This is a genomic window from Streptomyces sp. NBC_01474 (genome assembly GCF_035918215.1).
In the GTDB taxonomy this organism is placed as follows: domain Bacteria; phylum Actinomycetota; class Actinomycetes; order Streptomycetales; family Streptomycetaceae; genus Streptomyces; species Streptomyces aureus.
On sequence record NZ_CP109449.1, the window covers coordinates 4517111 to 4531305 of the forward strand.

Annotated in this window: 14 protein-coding genes; 7 read left to right on the forward strand and 7 right to left on the reverse strand. The window is 70.5% G+C overall.

Going from position 1 to position 14195, the window contains the following annotated elements; genetic code table 11:
• Positions 1-80 precede the first annotated feature (80 nt).
• The gene (gene ychF, locus OG758_RS20595; RefSeq protein ID WP_326711360.1) at positions 81-1169 is read right to left on the reverse strand and encodes a redox-regulated ATPase YchF; all 1089 of its coding nucleotides are present in this window, start codon (positions 1167-1169) and stop codon (positions 81-83) included.
• Between the two features lie 269 nt (positions 1170-1438).
• Between ychF and OG758_RS20600 the strand changes: the two genes are divergently transcribed.
• Entirely contained in the window at positions 1439-1981 is a 543-nt protein-coding gene (locus OG758_RS20600; protein ID WP_326715975.1) for a DUF6542 domain-containing protein, read from the forward strand.
• Positions 1982-2029: 48 nt separating this feature from the next.
• Here OG758_RS20600 and ppgK read toward each other — a convergent pair whose 3' ends face one another.
• Positions 2030-2779: a polyphosphate--glucose phosphotransferase gene (gene ppgK, locus OG758_RS20605; RefSeq protein WP_326711361.1), complete on the reverse strand. Its 750-nt coding sequence runs from the start codon at positions 2777-2779 to the stop codon at positions 2030-2032.
• Positions 2780-2809: 30 nt separating this feature from the next.
• Positions 2810-3808: a 4-hydroxy-3-methylbut-2-enyl diphosphate reductase gene (locus OG758_RS20610; RefSeq protein ID WP_326711362.1), complete on the reverse strand. Its 999-nt coding sequence runs from the start codon at positions 3806-3808 to the stop codon at positions 2810-2812.
• Positions 3809-3906: 98 nt separating this feature from the next.
• Between OG758_RS20610 and OG758_RS20615 the strand changes: the two genes are divergently transcribed.
• From OG758_RS20615 to OG758_RS20630, 4 genes are all read left to right on the forward strand, one after another.
• A complete protein-coding gene (locus OG758_RS20615) occupies positions 3907-5295 on the forward strand; it encodes an APC family permease (RefSeq protein WP_326711363.1) in 1389 nt (462 codons plus the stop codon).
• A 100-nt stretch (positions 5296-5395) separates the two neighbouring features.
• Complete coding sequence (gene xseA / locus OG758_RS20620; protein WP_326711364.1) at positions 5396-6643, forward strand: exodeoxyribonuclease VII large subunit; 1248 nt, start codon at positions 5396-5398, stop codon at positions 6641-6643.
• Positions 6640-6876, forward strand: a complete 237-nt coding sequence (locus OG758_RS20625) for an exodeoxyribonuclease VII small subunit (protein ID WP_227297033.1) — start codon at positions 6640-6642, stop codon at positions 6874-6876. The genes xseA and OG758_RS20625 overlap by 4 nt, the downstream gene beginning before the upstream one ends.
• 192 nt (positions 6877-7068) lie before the next feature.
• Positions 7069-7659 (forward strand): malonic semialdehyde reductase, encoded by a 591-nt coding sequence (locus OG758_RS20630; RefSeq protein WP_326711365.1) that lies wholly within the window; start codon positions 7069-7071, stop codon positions 7657-7659.
• A gap of 109 nt (positions 7660-7768) precedes the next feature.
• On the opposite strand, the gene OG758_RS20635 is transcribed toward OG758_RS20630, so the two are convergent.
• Positions 7769-8290, reverse strand: coding sequence for a DUF4245 domain-containing protein (locus tag OG758_RS20635; protein ID WP_326711366.1), 522 nt, complete (start codon positions 8288-8290; stop codon positions 7769-7771).
• A gap of 149 nt (positions 8291-8439) precedes the next feature.
• Between OG758_RS20635 and glpX the strand changes: the two genes are divergently transcribed.
• Entirely contained in the window at positions 8440-9474 is a 1035-nt protein-coding gene (gene glpX / locus OG758_RS20640; RefSeq protein ID WP_227297032.1) for a class II fructose-bisphosphatase, read from the forward strand.
• Positions 9475-9560: 86 nt separating this feature from the next.
• Here glpX and OG758_RS20645 read toward each other — a convergent pair whose 3' ends face one another.
• Both OG758_RS20645 and OG758_RS20650 read right to left on the reverse strand, forming a co-directional pair.
• Positions 9561-9938, reverse strand: coding sequence for a WhiB family transcriptional regulator (locus OG758_RS20645; RefSeq protein WP_326711367.1), 378 nt, complete (start codon positions 9936-9938; stop codon positions 9561-9563).
• A 152-nt stretch (positions 9939-10090) separates the two neighbouring features.
• Entirely contained in the window at positions 10091-10759 is a 669-nt protein-coding gene (locus OG758_RS20650; RefSeq protein ID WP_326711368.1) for a DUF1707 SHOCT-like domain-containing protein, read from the reverse strand.
• Between the two features lie 154 nt (positions 10760-10913).
• Here OG758_RS20650 and OG758_RS20655 point away from each other — a divergent pair, with 154 nt between their 5' ends.
• Entirely contained in the window at positions 10914-12584 is a 1671-nt protein-coding gene (locus tag OG758_RS20655) for a fumarate hydratase (protein WP_326711369.1), read from the forward strand.
• A 75-nt stretch (positions 12585-12659) separates the two neighbouring features.
• Here the strand turns inward: OG758_RS20655 and OG758_RS20660 are convergent, their stop codons facing one another.
• Complete coding sequence (locus OG758_RS20660; RefSeq protein ID WP_326711370.1) at positions 12660-14183, reverse strand: ricin-type beta-trefoil lectin domain protein; 1524 nt, start codon at positions 14181-14183, stop codon at positions 12660-12662.
• Between the last annotated feature and the right edge of the window lie 12 nt (positions 14184-14195).

A 14195-nucleotide genomic window follows, 5' to 3' on the forward strand; every position in this document is an offset into this window, starting at 1 on the left:
CCCTCACACGCACCCGGACAACGAAACAGGGCCCACCTCTCGGAAGAGGCGGACCCTGGATGACCTGCGAGTGAGGCGGATCAGACGTTGAAGCGGAACTCCACCACGTCCCCGTCCTGCATCACGTAGTCCTTGCCCTCCATGCGGGCCTTGCCCTTGGCGCGGGCCTCCGTGACCGAGCCCGTCTCCATCAGGTCGCCGAAGGAGATGACCTCCGCCTTGATGAAGCCCTTCTGGAAGTCGGTGTGGATCACGCCGGCCGCCTCGGGGGCCGTGGCGCCCTTCTTGATGGTCCAGGCGCGCGTTTCCTTCGGGCCTGCAGTCAGGTACGTCTGGAGGCCGAGGGTGTCGAAGCCGACGCGGCCGAGCGTGGCCAGGCCGGGCTCTTCCTGGCCCATCGACTGGAGGAGTTCGAGCGCCTCGTCGTCGTCGAGCTCGATCAGCTCCGACTCGATCTTGGCGTTCAGGAAGATCGCCTCGGCGGGGGCGACCAGGGCGCGCTGCTCGTCCTTGAAGTCCTCGTCGACCAGCTCGTCCTCGTCCACGTTGAACACGTAGAGGAAGGGCTTGGTGGTGAGGAGGTGCAGCTCGTGGAGCAGGCGGCCCTTCTCCGTGCCGGCGGTGATGCCCGCGGCGAAGAGCGTCGTGCCGGACTCGAGGATCTTCTGCGCCTCCTCGACCGCGGCGAGCACCGCGACCTTCTCCTTCTGGAGGCGGGACTCCTTCTGGAGGCGCGGGACCTGCTTCTCGACGGACTGGAGGTCCGCGAGGATCAGCTCGGTGTTGATCGTCTCGATGTCGTCCTTGGGCGAGACCTTGCCGTCGACGTGTACGACGTTCTCGTCCTTGAAGGCGCGGATGACCTGGCAGATCGCGTCCGACTCGCGGATGTTCGCGAGGAACTTGTTGCCCAGGCCCTCACCCTCGGAGGCGCCGCGCACGATGCCCGCGATGTCGACGAAGTCGACCGTCGCCGGGAGGATCTTCTGGGAGCTGAAGACCTCGGCGAGCTTGGCGAGGCGGGGGTCGGGGACACCGACCACGCCCACGTTCGGCTCGATCGTGGCGAACGGGTAGTTGGCCGCCAGCACGTCGTTCTTGGTCAGGGCATTAAAAAGGGTCGACTTGCCGACATTCGGCAGGCCGACGATTCCGATCGTGAGCGACACGTTGCGACTTCCCGTACGTGAGGATGGAGGACCCCCAGTCTACGGCGTGCCGCGCCACCCCCCGGCGCCGTATCGAACGCATGGCCAAGCTCGGCGAAACCGCGTGTCCCGGAGCGGATTCCACACATAACCCGACCTAAGTTGGTGCGGTGGAACAACCCAGTCGCACTCCGCCGCACGCCCCGCAGAACCGGACCCGCCGCACGCCGCCGCTCCCCCCGCAGGCGCAGGGCGGCAGCGACGGACGCAACGGGTCCGGTTCCGGCACGGTGTACCGGGCGTCGGGCAAGGGCGGCGGCACGGCGCCGCGCCCCGTGCCGCCGGTCGTCCTCGCGCTGCGCCGCTTCCCCGATCCGCGCCTCACCGGCCTGGGCAGCGGGCTGTTCTGCACGGCCACGATGTTCGCGCTCGCCTGCCTGGACGCGCTGCTGTTCGCCGGCTCGGTCACCGTGTACGGGGTGCTGTTCCTGCTGGTCAGCGCGCTCACGGCGATGTGGGTGCGGCGCGCCGACCTGGTGAGCGCGCCCGTCGCCGTACCGATCGGCTTCGCCGTCGGGGTCCTGCCGGTGGCCGACGGCTCGGGCGGGATCGGCGGGCAGGTGACGGGGCTGGTGACGGCCCTCGCGATGCACGCCGGCTGGCTCTACGGCGGCACGCTCGTCGCCGGAGTCGTCGTGACCGTGCGCGGCATCCGCCACATGACCCGGCGGGCGGCACGCCGACGAGCCCTGGCGCAGGCCCGCGCCGGCTCCCCGCGCACTGCGGGACAACAGGTGCCGTCGGCCCCGCGCCCCCGGCGGCGTACGGCCTAGCGCGTCCTCCGGCGCCGCTCGGTCCGTCCCCGGCGCCCGCCACCCCCGCTACTTCTGCTGCGCCGCCGCCATCGCCGCCCCCACGATCCCCGCGTTGTTCTGCAGCTGCGCCGGGACGATTTCCGCCTTGATGCCCTTGATCAGGGGCAGGAACTTGTCGGCCTTGCGGCTGACGCCGCCGCCGATGATGAACAGTTCGGGGGAGAACAGCATCTCGACGTGCGCCAGGTACTTCTGGACCCGGTGTGCCCAGTGTTCCCAGGTCAGGTCGTGGTCTTCCTTCGCCTTCGTCGAGGCGTGCTTCTCGGCGTCGTGGCCGTGCAGCTCCAGATGGCCGAGCTCGGTGTTCGGGACGAGCTGTCCGTCGATGAACAGGGCGCTGCCGATGCCGGTGCCGAAGGTGAGGAGCAGCACCACGCCCTTGCGGCCGCGGCCCGCGCCGAAGTGCATCTCGGCGACGCCGGCCGCGTCCGCGTCGTTGAGGACCGTCACGGGGAACCCGTCCAGCCGCTCGCCGAGGAGGGCGCGGGCGTCGACGTCGATCCACGACTTGTCGACGTTGGCGGCCGTACGGATCGTGGCGCCGCCCGTGACGACGCCGGGGAAGGTGATCCCGACCCGGTCGGGCCGCGTGCCGAAGTGCTCCACGACCTGCTTCACCCCGTCGGCCACGCCGTCGGGCGTGGCCGGGTGCGGGGTCAGGACCTTGAACCGCTCCTGTGCCAGGTCGCCGCGGTTCAGGTCAACGGGTGCGCCCTTGATCCCTGATCCGCCGATGTCCACGCCGAAGATCTGCATGGGCACCACGTTACGACGAGTGGCTCAACGTCACTTCTCGGAAGGGTCGTCCCCCGCGAGGGCCGCGGCCTCCGCGCGCAGGTCACGGCGGAGTTCCTTCGGCAGGGAGAAGGTGATCGACTCGTCGGCGGTCTTCACGGTCTCCACGTCGCCGTAACCGCGCTCGGCCAGCCACTCCAGTACGCCGTCCACGAGTACGTCGGGGACCGAGGCGCCGGAGGTGAGGCCGACCGTGGTGACGCCCTCGAGCCAGGCCTCGTCGATCTCGGCGGCGAAGTCCACCAGGTGGGCGGCGGGCGCGCCGGCGTCCAGGGCGACCTCGACCATGCGGATCGAGTTGGAGGAGTTCTTGGAGCCGACGACGATGACGAGCTCGGCGTCCTCGGCCAGCTTCTTCACCGCGATCTGGCGGTTCTGCGTGGCGTAGCAGATGTCGTCGCTGGGCGGCGAGAGCAGGTTCGGGAACTTGCTCTTGAGGGCGTCGACCGTCTCCATGGTCTCGTCCACGGAGAGCGTGGTCTGGGAGAGCCAGACGACCTTCGACTCGTCCCGCACCTCCACGTTCGCCACGTCCTCGGGGCCGTCGACCAGCGTGATGTGGTCGGGGGCCTCGCCGGAGGTGCCGATGACCTCTTCGTGGCCCTCGTGGCCGATCAGGAGGATGTCGTAGTCCTCCTTGGCGAAGCGGACGGCTTCCTTGTGGACCTTGGTGACGAGCGGGCAGGTCGCGTCGATGGTGGCGAGCTTGCCTGCCGCGGCCTCGTCGTGGACGACGGGCGCGACGCCGTGCGCCGAGAACATCACGATGGAGCCCTCGGGGACCTCCTGGGTCCGCTCGACGAAGATCGCGCCCTTCTTCTCCAGGGTCTGCACGACGTACTTGTTGTGGACGATCTCGTGGCGGACATAGATCGGGGCCCCGTACTGCTCGAGGGCCTTCTCGACGGCGATCACGGCACGGTCCACACCGGCGCAGTAGCCCCGGGGGGCGGCGAGCAGGACGCGGCGGGGGCCAGTCGTAGCAGTCATGCCCACCATCGTAAGGCCGTGTCCAACAGGTCAAAGATCCACCGCTTGGCGAGACTGAAGGCCCGTGCGCGACACCGTGCGCGGCAAACGGAGGCCCGATGTCCGCCCACACCGCTCCACCAGCCGGGGAAGACGGGCCGCCGCCCGCCGGGGAAGAAACGCTGCGGCGCAGCCTCGGCTTCCGGGACCTCGTCGTCTACGGGCTCCTCTTCATCGCCCCGATGGCCCCGGTCGGCATCTTCGGCACGCTCGACGCCAGGTCGCACGGCGCCGTCGCACTGGTGTACGTCGTCGCGACGGTCGCGATGGCGTTCACCGCGTTCAGCTACGCGCAGATGGTCCGGGTCGCGCCGCAGGCCGGCTCTGTCTTCACCTACGCGCGCGTGGGGCTCGGTGAGGCGCCGGGGTTCATCGCCGGGTGGATGGCCCTGCTCGACTACCTCCTCATCCCGGCGGTCGCCTATCTCTTCTCCGGGATCGCGATGAACGCCCTGGTGCCGTCGGTGTCGCGCTGGGTGTGGACGGCTCTGGCCGTGATCATCACGACGCTCCTGAACCTGTGGGGCGTGCGGGCGGCGGCCCGGGTCGGCTTCGCGGTCCTGGCGATGGAGATCGTCGTGCTGCTCGTGTTCCTCGGGTCGGCGATCGTCGTACTCGTACGCGACGGGGCGGAACGGGGCTGGCTGTCCCCGCTGACCGGGGACGGGTCGCAGGGAGCGTTCGCGCTGTCGGCGGTCGTCGGCGCGGTGTCCGTGGCCGTGCTCTCGTATCTGGGCTTCGACGCGATCGTGTCGTTCGCGGAGGAGGTCACGGGCGGCTCGGCGAAGGTGGCGCGGGCGGTGCTGTTCTGTCTGGCGCTCGCGGGTGTGCTGTTCATCGCGCAGACGTATCTCGTGGCGCTCCTCGAACCGGTGTCGTCGGCGGAGCTCGCCGCGGACCCGGCGGAGCAGGGGTCCGCCTTCTACGACGCGATCGACGTGTCGGTCGGCGGGTGGCTGCACGACCTGGTGGCGGTCAGCAAGGCGATCGGCGCGGCGTTCGCGGCCCTGGCCGGGCAGGCGGCGGCCGGGCGGCTGCTGTTCGCGATGGCCCGCGACCGGCGGCTGCCGAAGGCGCTGGCGCGGACGGACTCCGGGGTGCCGCGGGTCGCGCTGCTGTGCGCGGCGGCGGTGACGCTGGTCGCGGCGGTCTGGGCGGCCCGCAGGGACGACGGCCTGGACCATCTGGTCTCCGTGGTGGACATCGGCGCGCTCACGGCGTTCGTGCTGCTGCACGCGAGCGTGGTGGGCTGGTTCGTGGTGCGGCGCGGCGGGGGGACATTCAGCTGGTGGCGGCATCTGCTCGTGCCGGTGCTCGGCGCGGCCATCACGGTCGCGGTGATCGTGGAGGCGTCCGGCACGGCCCAGGTGGTGGGCGCGATCTGGCTGGCGGTGGGGCTCGTGGTGCTGATGGCACAGAGGGGGCGGCGGGGCGGGCGGGTCGTCTGACGGGGCGTCCGGCCGCGGCGCGCGCACCGGCGCCCGCCCCGTCCCCGTACACCCCTCGCGTCACGGAGTGTTGTCGGTGGGTGCGGCTACGCTCACCGGCATGGCTGTGAATACGTCCGCGGACGCCCCGCTGCCCGTCGGGGAGGTGTCGCGGCTCATCGGGCGGTGGATCGACCGGCTCGGTGCCGTGTGGGTCGAGGGGCAGATCACCCAGCTGTCCCGGCGCCCCGGAGCCGGCGTCGTGTTCCTGACGCTGCGCGATCCGTCGCACGACATCTCGGTCGGCGTCACCTGCTACCGGCAGGTGTTCGACGCGGTCGCGGACGTCGTGAGCGAGGGCGCGCGCGTCGTCGTCCAGGCGAAGCCGGAATGGTACGCGCCGCGCGGCCAGCTGTCGCTGCGGGCCTCCGAGATCAGACCGGTGGGCGTCGGTGAACTGCTCGCCAGGTTGGAGCAGTTGAAGAAGACCCTGGCCGGCGAAGGGCTCTTCGCGCCCGGGCGCAAGAAGGCGCTGCCGTTCCTGCCGCAGCTCATCGGGCTCGTCTGCGGGCGCGCGTCGGCCGCCGAGCGGGACGTCCTGGAGAACGCGCGGCACCGCTGGCCCGCCGTCCGCTTCGAGGTGCGCAACGTGCCGGTCCAGGGCGTGCACGCCGTGCCGCAGGTCGTGCAGGCGGTCAAGGAGCTGGACGCGCTCGACGACGTCGACGTGATCATCGTGGCGCGCGGTGGCGGCAGCGTCGAGGACCTCCTGCCGTTCTCGGACGAGCAGCTGGTGCGGGCCGTCGCCGCCTGCCGCACGCCGGTCGTCTCGGCGATCGGCCACGAGCCGGACAACCCTCTCCTCGACCACGTGGCGGACCTGCGCGCCTCCACTCCGACCGACGCGGCGAAGAAGGTCGTGCCGGACGTCGGCGAGGAGTACGAGCGGGTGCAGGGGCTGCGGGACCGGGCGCGGCGCAGCGTCGAGTCGTTCGTGGACCGCGAGGAGCGCGGGCTCAGACACGCCCTCGCCCGGCCCGTCATGGAGGACCCGCACCGCATGATCGAGGTGCGCGAGGAGCAGGTGACGTCGCTGGCCGAGCGCGGCCGGCGCACGCTCGGGCACCTCCTCGACCGCGCCGAGTCGGAGCTGTCGCACACGCACGCGCGCGTGGTGGCCCTGTCCCCCGCCGCGACCCTCAAGCGGGGTTACGCGGTGTTGCAGAAGTCCGACGGGGACGTCGTGCGCGCCGCGGAGGACGTGGCGGCGGACGAGGTGCTGCGGGCGCGCGTCGCCGAGGGCGAATTCACCGTACGGGTCGAGAACGCGAACGTACGGGTCGAGACCGGGAACCAGGAGAACGCATGACCACGAAGACCGACGAGGCCGGGCTCGGCTACGAGCAGGCGCGGGACGAGCTGATCGAGGTCGTCCGGCGGCTCGAGGCGGGCGGCACGTCGCTCGAGGAGTCGCTCGCGCTGTGGGAGCGGGGCGAGGAGCTGGCGAAGGTGTGCCGTCGCTGGCTGGACGGGGCGCGGGCGCGCCTGGACGCGGCGCTGGCGGAGTCCGGTCCGGACGGGGGCGCGGACGAGGAGGGCTGAGCGGCGGGTACCTGCGGACGGTGAGCGGGACGAGACGCGGCGTCAGGGGTTTGTGAAGCGGGTCACGAGGTTTCAGTTTTGGTTGAATGTTAAACGGTACTGACGTACTGTCGTGTGCATCGGCCGATCCGTTCGCAGCGTCGCGACGGACCGGCCGCACCCCCAGCACGTACGTATCGAGAAGGTTGATCCATGTCTCTCGTTCTTGACCCCGCCGCCCAGGACCTGCTGTTCCGCGAGGCCCGCACCGCGAACACCTTCACCGACGAGCCGGTGACCGACGAGCAGGTCCAGGCGATCTACGACCTGGTCAAGTTCGGCCCGACGGCGTTCAACCAGTCGCCGCTGCGCATCACGCTGGTCCGCTCCCCCGAGGCCCGCGAGCGCCTCGTGCAGCACATGGCCGAGGGCAACCGTCCGAAGACGGCGTCCGCCCCGCTGGTCGCGATCCTCTCCGCGGACAACGAGTTCCACGAGGAGCTCCCGGCGCTGTTCCCGCACTTCCCGCAGGCCAAGGACGTCTTCTTCGCGGAGCGCCCCGCCCGTGAGGGCGCCGCCGCCCTGAACGCCTCCCTCCAGGCCGCGTACTTCATCATCGGCGTCCGCGCCGCCGGCCTGTCCGCGGGCCCGATGACCGGTCTCGACTTCGCCGGTGTCCAGAAGGAGTTCCTGGACGACGACCACACCCCGCTGATGGTCATCAACATCGGCAAGCCGGGCGAGGACGCTTGGTTCCCGCGCTCCCCGCGCCTGGAGCACGACCAGGTCATCACCACGATCTGAGTACTCCCGCACACGTCACGGGAAAGGAAAGGCCCCCCGGCAACAGCCGGGGGGCCTTTCCCATGCGCCGAAATCCCTGAGATCCCCTGCGCGGAAATCCCGGAAGCACCTACTTCGTCCGCAGCGCCCCGGCCATCTTCGTCAGCTGCGCGAACGACGCCGTACCGGTCACGACGGTTGTCGACTTGTCGGCCTTGAGCACCAGGGCGTCGTACTGGTCGCCCTTGTAGCGCCGCCAGGTCTCGCCGCCGATGCGCTGCGTCGCGCTGGTCTCCGTGGCGCCCTGGCTCGCCCGGTCGATGAAGACCGACGGCTTCTCGGTGGACTGCTCGACGGCCACGTACTGGCCGTCGGCGTCATGGAAGCCGAGGTGCCAGGCGTCGAAGTCCGATCCCTCGTACCGCACCGACGTCGCCTTCCAGGACTTCGCGAGCCCCTCGGGCGCCGCCACCGGGTACGGAGCGGCGCGTCGCGCCGTCAGCAGCTCCACGCGGTAGTCCACGCGCTTCACCGGCGGGGTGCCGGAGCTGTCGTGCGGGACGAACACGTAGATGCCTGCCGCCGCGATGACGGTCGCGCCCATCGAGAGGACCAGACTGCCCACGGTCTTCTTGCCTTTGGTACCTGCCACGCCCCCATCGTCGCAGGTACGTGAGCGATCACCGCACGTGGGCCCGGTCTGCTCATACGTGGGGCCCTCTGCTCATTTTGTCGGCCTGACGATAGAGTCGGGGCCATCACCCTCATCCGGCCGTCGTCGTATCAGAAAGGTGCGTCTCGATGACCGAGCATCACCAGTTGCCGTCCGAACTCGAAGTCCCCGCGGAGGCTCCCGACCGGAACCTCGCCCTGGAGCTCGTCCGCGTCACCGAGGCCGCGGCCATGGCCGCCGGCCGCTGGGTCGGCCGCGGCGACAAGAACGGGGCGGACGGCGCCGCCGTGCGCGCCATGCGCACCCTCGTCTCCACCGTCTCGATGAACGGCGTCGTCGTCATCGGTGAGGGCGAGAAGGACGAAGCCCCGATGCTCTACAACGGGGAGCGCGTCGGCGACGGCACGAGCGCCGAGGTCGACATCGCCGTGGACCCGATCGACGGCACGACGCTCTGCGCCAAGGGCATGCCGAACGCCATCGCGGTCCTGGCCGCCGCCGACCGCGGCACCATGTTCGACCCGTCCGCCGTCTTCTACATGGACAAGCTGGTCGCGGGCCCCGAGGCCGCCGACTACGTGGACATCAACGCCCCGGTCGCGGTGAACATCCGCCGTATCGCCAAGGCCAAGCGGGCCGCTCCCGAGGACGTCACGGTCGTCATCCTGGACCGGCCGCGCCACGAGGGCATCATCAAGGAGGTCCGTGAGGCCGGCGCCCGGATCAAGCTGATCTCCGACGGCGATGTCGCGGGCTCCGTGCTCGCGGTGCGCGAGGACAGCGGCGTCGACCTGCTCCTGGGCATCGGCGGCACCCCCGAGGGCATCATCTCGGCGTGCGCCATCAAGTGCCTGGGCGGTGTCATCCAGGGCAAGCTGTGGCCCAAGGACGACGAGGAGCGCCAGCGGGCGATCGACGCGGGCCACGACCTGGACCGGGTCCTGTCGACGAACGACCTGGTCTCCGGCGAGAACGTGTTCTTCGTCGCCACCGGCATCACGGACGGCGAGCTGCTGCGCGGCGTCCGCTACCGCGCCGAGAGCGCCACGACGTCCTCGCTGGTGATGCGCTCCAAGTCGGGCACGATCCGTCAGATCGACTCGCAGCACCGGCTGTCGAAGCTGCGCGCGTACAGCGCGATCGACTTCGACCGCGCCAAGTAGGCCGCGGCCGGCAGGTTCTTTCCCCTTACGCGTTCGGGGCGCCCCTTTGTGCGGAGGGGCGCCCCATTCGCGTATCGGGAGGGTCGTCAGCCGGCCGCGCGGATCTGGTCGACCGAACTCGTCGCCTTCTGAAGCTCGACCTCGCGCCGGCGCCTGCGGGCGAGGACCACGCGGCGCTCGGCGGCGGTGAGGCCGCCCCACACCCCGTAGGGCTCGGGCTGCAGGAGCGCGTGCTCGCGGCATTCGACCATCACGGGGCAGCGGGCGCAGACGCGCTTGGCCGCCTCCTCGCGGGACAGGCGGGCCGCGGTCGGCTCCTTGGAAGGCGCGAAGAAAAGGCCGGCTTCGTCGCGCCTGCACACGGCCTCCGTGTGCCACGGGGCGTCCTGGTCCCGATCTCGCGCTGGCCCGCGCTGCGGGGGGACAGCGGCGACCTGCAGGGACTGATGCGGCGGATGCAGCACGGTCTACTCCTGACGACGGCTTCGCGAGCGAGCGACGATGCAGCAACCTCTACCCGCTGTGTGCGCGCCTATGCACTGAGTTCCGAAGGACGGGAGTTCCCCGACCCCGGGCCGCCGCGGCTGTGCCGTGCGTCCACCGCCCCGGAGGCGGGTCAGCCGTCGAGGTGTTTGCGCATGCGGTCGTGCAGATCGCGCAGGCGCTTGCCGCGCTTGGGCTTGGCCTCGATGTTGCCGAGGACCGCGATGCCGTCGACGTAGACCACGGGCGCGTCCGGGTCGGCCGAGTCGAGGGTGTCCACCTCGAAGTTGCCGAGGACGCCGCCGCCGCTGCCGCGCAGCGAAATGTTCTCCGGGACGCGGACCTCCACGTTCCCGAAGACGGAGACCGCCTTGATCACGACCTGCTGGTACTCGAAGATCGCCTCGCTGAGGTCGATCTCGATGTTGCCGAAGACGGCGTACGCGTGGGTCCTGCGGCCCACGCGCCAGCGGCCCTTGCGGGTCGAGGTACTGAAGACGGCGACCAGGTTCTCGTCGGCGACCGCCGGGACCGCGCCCATGGTGGGGCGGTTCGGGGCCGGCGAGGAGACCGCGGGCCGGCGCTGGGTGTGGGCGCCGGGCAGGTCCCTTACGAGCGGCTCGAGCTCGGCGTGGGTCTTGGCGCGGTACACCCCGTCGATCCGCTCGGCGTGCTCCTCCGCGGTGAGCCGGCCCTCCGCGAGGGCCTCGCGCAGGATGTCCGCGGTGCGGTCGCGGTCGGCGTCGGAGGCGCGCAGATCGGTCTGCGGCGCGGGCTGCTCGGGGCGCTTCTCAAGGTCCACCGGGCCAGCGTACCCAAACGCGATAGATCGCGACTAGGGGGCGTCGGCGGGAACTGAGCCTTACCTCACAGGTTCGCCCGTGCCGTCAGGTCCTACGCTGGTTGGCGCTGCCAATGGATGCCAGCTGCTAACGGCCGAAAGAGGAATGGGCGAGATGCCTGAGTTCGCGTACACCGATCTGCTCCCCCAGGGCGAGGACACCACCCCCTATCGCCTGGTGACCACGGAGGGTGTCTCGACCGCCGAGGGGCCGGACGGCCGTACGTTCCTGAAGGTCGAGCCGGAGGCGCTGCGCAAGCTCGCCGAAGAGGCGATCCACGACATCCAGCACTACCTGCGCCCGGCCCACCTCGCCCAGCTGCGCCGCATCATCGACGACCCGGAGGCGTCGGGCAACGACAAGTTCGTGGCGCTCGACCTGCTGAAGAACGCGAACATCGCGGCGGCCGGCGTGCTTCCGATGTGCCAGGACACCGGCACCGCGATCGTCATGGGCAAGCGCGGCCAGAACGTGCTCACGGAGGGCGGCGACGAGGCGGCCCTCTCGCGCGGCATCTACGACGCGTACAAGAACCTGAACCTGCGCTACTCGCAGATGGCCCCGCTGAACATGTGGGACGAGAAGAACACCGGCTCGAACCTGCCGGCGCAGATCGAGCTGTACGCGACCGACGGCGGCGCCTACAAGTTCCTGATCATGGCCAAGGGCGGCGGCTCGGCCAACAAGTCCTTCCTCTACCAGGAGACGAAGGCGGTCCTCAACGAGGGCTCGATGATGAAGTTCCTGGAGGAGAAGATCCGTTCGCTCGGCACGGCGGCCTGCCCGCCGTACCACCTGGCGATCGTCGTCGGCGGCACGTCCGCCGAGTACGCCCTGAAGACCGCGAAGTACGCCTCCGCGCACTACCTGGACGAGATCCCCGCCGAGGGCTCCGAGCTCGGCCACGGCTTCCGCGACAAGGAGCTGGAGGAGAAGGTCTTCGAGCTGACGCAGAAGATCGGCATCGGCGCGCAGTTCGGCGGCAAGTACTTCTGCCACGACGTGCGCGTGGTGCGTCTGCCGCGGCACGGCGCGTCCTGCCCGGTCGCGATCGCCGTGTCCTGCTCGGCCGACCGCCAGGCCGTCGCGAAGATCACCGCCGAGGGCGTGTTCCTGGAGCAGCTGGAGACGGACCCGGCGCGCTTCCTGCCGGAGACCACGGACGAGCATCTCGACGAGTCGGGCGATGTCGTCAAGATCGACCTGAACCAGCCGATGGACGACATCCTCGCCGCGCTGACGAAGCACCCGGTCAAGACCCGCCTCTCCCTGACCGGCCCCCTGGTCGTGGCCCGCGACATCGCGCACGCCAAGATCAAGGAGCGCCTGGACGCGGGCGAGGAGATGCCGCAGTACCTGAAGGACCACCCGGTGTACTACGCGGGCCCGGCGAAGACCCCGGAGGGTTACGCGTCCGGTTCCTTCGGTCCGACGACGGCCGGCCGCATGGACTCGTACGTCGAGCAGTTCCAGGCGGCGGGCGGCTCGAAGGTCATGCTGGCCAAGGGCAACCGCTCGCAGCAGGTCACCGACGCGTGCAACGCGCACGGCGGCTTCTACCTCGGTTCGATCGGCGGCCCGGCCGCCCGCCTCGCGCAGGACTGCATCAAGAAGGTCGAGGTCGTCGAGTACGAGGAGCTCGGCATGGAGGCGGTCTGGAGGATCGAGGTCGAGGACTTCCCGGCGTTCGTCGTCGTGGACGACAAGGGCAACGACTTCTTCAAGGACCCGGCCCCGGCGCCCACGTTCACCAGCATCCCGGTGCGCGGCCCCGGCCTCGCGTAACACCTGACGCACGACACAAGGGCCGCCCCGCCGCCTTCACGGCGACGGGCGGCCCTTCCGCTGTCCGCCCGAAGGTCATGCGAACCGCTGGCCCGCCGAGCCGTCGCAGTTCTGGAGCCGCACGTTGTCCTTCGCCGAGGCGAGGGTCAGGCACAGGCCCGTCGAGGCGGCCGGGCGCAGAGTGTCGCCCTGGCGGACGAACTGCTGGTTGGTTCCGCCGTGGCAGTTCCACAGGACGAGGGCCGTGCCCGCCCTGTAGGCGCTGTCGGGGACGTCCACGCAGCGGTCCTGGGTGAGTTCGGAGTGCAGGGACCGGCCGGCGGTGTCGTACCACCAGCCCTGGTTACGGGTGCCCGAGCAGTCCCAGCCGATGACGGCCGTGTTGTTCGCGCTGCTTCCCCCCTTGGCGTCGGCGCACGTGCCGGTGCCCGCGTTCTTCAGTGGCCGGTACGCGTCGTCCCAGCCGCCCTGGTAGAGCTTGGGGGTGCCGGTGCTGGCCGGATCGGCGCAACCTGCTTCCCGGTAGCCGGAGTTGTAGAGCTGGGTGAGGCAGGAGGCGAAGGCGCCGTGGCCGCGCGCGTTCGGGTGGAAGGACTGGCGCACGGAGTTGGAGTCGGGCGGGAACGGGTTGGAGACGTCCACGTAGAGGCCGCGGGCCCAGGCGTCCTCCATGCAGACCTCGTGGCCCTGGAAGAGGCGGGAGTCGTCGAGGTAGAAGGCGCCGGACTCCTGGGCGGCCTTGCGCATGCCGCGCTCGAAGGCGGGCACGGCAGCGTTGCGGCCCCAGGCGGCGTCGGAGTCGTAGCCGAGACAGCCGCCGGGCAGCTTGCCGGGGAAGTTGGGGTTGTCGTGGATGTCGGGGCCGATGGGGCTGGGGTAACCCATGAGGACGAGCTTGTAGTCGCTGTCGGCGTAGCCCGCGCCGCGCATCACGGTCTTCAGGTCGGCGACGGTCGACTCGACCTTGGGCACGAGCCCGTCGACCCTGGCCTGCCAGCCCGGCGCGTACTTGGGCTCGCACGCGCCCTGAAGGGTGAGGTAGCGGGTCACGCAGTCGGTCATGACGGGACCGAACTGGAGGTCGTCGTTGGCGCCCGCGACGAGCACGATCATCTTGATCTTCGTGTTGCGCGCCTTGACGGCGAGAGCGTCGCTCTGCACCAGCTCGTCGGCGTACTGCTTGCTGCCGCCGATGCGGATGTTTCCGGTGTACGCGCCCGAGCAGGAGACGTTGTACGTCACGTCGGCCGGGATCCCGGTGCGGTGGATGGCGGAGTCGGGCGAACGGTGGCACCAGTTGTCCGGGCCGTTCGTGCCGGCCTCGTAGGTGCCGACGCCCTCACCCGAGATCTCGCTGTCCCCGAGCGAGATGAGGGCGGTCTTGCGGTCGGCCAGGGGCCGCTCGGCCGGGTCCCCGTAGAGCTTGGCGGCCTCGGCGGCGCGGATCTTCTCGAGGTCGGGCGGGAGTGGGGTGGTGGCCGCGGCGGCGGGTGCCGCGGACGCGGTCGGCGCGGTCAGGCCGACGAGTGCGGCGGCCGTCGCCGCGACAACGGCGACGGCGCATCTGATGCTGGGTCCGGTGCGGTGCAGGACGTTCATGACGCCTCCCCG